The sequence below is a fragment of the Albidovulum sp. genome, from assembly GCF_049646345.1.
GTDB lineage: Bacteria > Pseudomonadota > Alphaproteobacteria > Rhodobacterales > Rhodobacteraceae > Albidovulum.
The window spans coordinates 1-1,562 of the sequence record NZ_JBARVQ010000636.1; the positions used below are offsets into that span (position 1 = coordinate 1).

Annotated in this window: 3 protein-coding genes; all 3 read left to right on the forward strand. The window is 66.5% G+C overall.

Features of this window, described 5'->3' with window-relative positions:
- A partial coding sequence (locus tag WBB85_RS16545) for a S49 family peptidase (RefSeq protein ID WP_432639697.1) occupies positions 1-738 on the forward strand: 738 nt, incomplete at its 5' end.
- 54 nt (positions 739-792) lie between these two features.
- Positions 793-1,173 carry a head decoration protein gene (locus WBB85_RS16550; RefSeq protein ID WP_432639698.1) on the forward strand — a complete coding sequence of 127 codons (381 nt, stop codon included), beginning with the start codon at positions 793-795 and terminating at the stop codon, positions 1,171-1,173.
- A gap of 44 nt (positions 1,174-1,217) precedes the next feature.
- A partial coding sequence (locus WBB85_RS16555; protein WP_432639699.1) for a major capsid protein occupies positions 1,218-1,562 on the forward strand: 345 nt, incomplete at its 3' end.

Below are 1,562 nucleotides of genomic sequence, written 5' to 3' on the forward strand. Positions count from 1 at the left end.
GATATGAGTGGGGCGCTGGATCAGAAGGGCATCGCGGTCACGCTGATCCACGCAGGATCGCACAAGATCGACGCCAATCCGTATCAGCCCCTGCCCGAAGCCATCCGCGACCAGATGCAGCGTGAGCTGGAGGTCGTGCGATTCCTGTTCGCGGAAACTGTCGCCGCCGGTCGTGGCGAACGTCTGACGCAGACAGCGGCGCTGGCCACCGAAGCCGCCGTCTTTCGCGGGGCCGATGCCATTGCCGCCGGTCTGGCCGACGAACTCGCCGATCCTGTCACCGCCTTCCACGCCTTCCACGCCTTCGCCGCCGCACCGCGTGGCTCCACTTCCCCCAGCAGAAAGGGTCCACAGATGACCACCACGCCCACAGAAACCACGAACCCGGCTCCGGTTGCCGCACTTCCTGCCGCAATGCCAGCGGTCGCGGCAGCGCCAGAGCCGCCCGCTGCAGCGGCCGATGCTTCGCCCACTGCCATGACCGCAGACGCCATTCGCGCCGAGGCGGCCGAGGTGGCGCAAGTCTGCGCGCAGGCAGCGCGGCTGGGCGTGACCATTGACGCCGCCGATGCCGTCACCAAGGGGCTAAAGCCTGAAGCATTGCGCGCCCGGGTGTTGGCCGATCTTGCCGCCCGCAGCGATGCCGCTGGCATCATCGCCACCGCCCCGGCCGTTGCTGCGAAGGAAAGCCCCATCGTGGCCGCTGCCAAGAAAACCGCGACCGACGCCAAGCGCTGAACCAGCGCCTGCATCCCTCACCTGCCCCATCCCCCAAGACATGGAGACTGACCAATGCCCGTCCTGACGGAACCGCCCAGCATGGGCGATGTCCTCAAATATGAGGTCAACCCGAACTACACCCGTGAGGTGGTCACCCTGCTGATCGGCACCAACTTCCCCTCCGGTGCCGTCCTTGGCCGGATCACCGCCAGCGGCAAATACACTCTGTCCGCCGCAACCGGTGCAGATGGCGCGCAGGTCGCCGTCGCCGTGCTGCTTTACCCGGTGAATGCCACTCTGGCGGATGCGGTCGGCATCGTCGTCGCCCGTGGCCCCTCGATCGTGTCTCGCGCAGGCCTAGCCTACGAGGGCACGGTCAACGACGCGGCCAAGATCACCGCCAAGATCAGCCAGCTTGCCGCCGTCGGCATCATCGCCCGCGACGGCGTCTGACGCGCGACGTCGGCATCCCTTTCCCCAAATCCCCGGAGCACCCCATGACCATCGTTCGCAATCCCTTTGACGCTGGCGGTTACTCGCTGGCCGAAATGACGCAGGCTATCAACATCCTGCCCAACCTTTACACCCGCCTCGGCCAGATCGGCCTCTTTCGCTTCGAAGGCGTCACGCAACGGTCGGTGATCATCGAGCAATACGAGGGCGTGCTGAACCTGCTGCCCTCCGTCCCCCTCGGAGGCCCCGCCACTGTCGGCTCCCGTGAAGGCCGGTCGATGCGGTCCTTCGCCCTGCCGTGGATCCCGCATGATGACGTGATCCTGCCCGGCGATATCCAAGGCCAGCCCGCGCTGGGAGCTTTCGATGCAGCCGACCCGCTTGTGGAG

Excerpts from the sequence above, each read along its gene's own strand:
- WBB85_RS16550 (WP_432639698.1), top strand. The coding sequence starts at position 793 with ATGCCCGTCCTGACGGAACCGCCCAGCATGGGCGATGTCCTCAAATAT.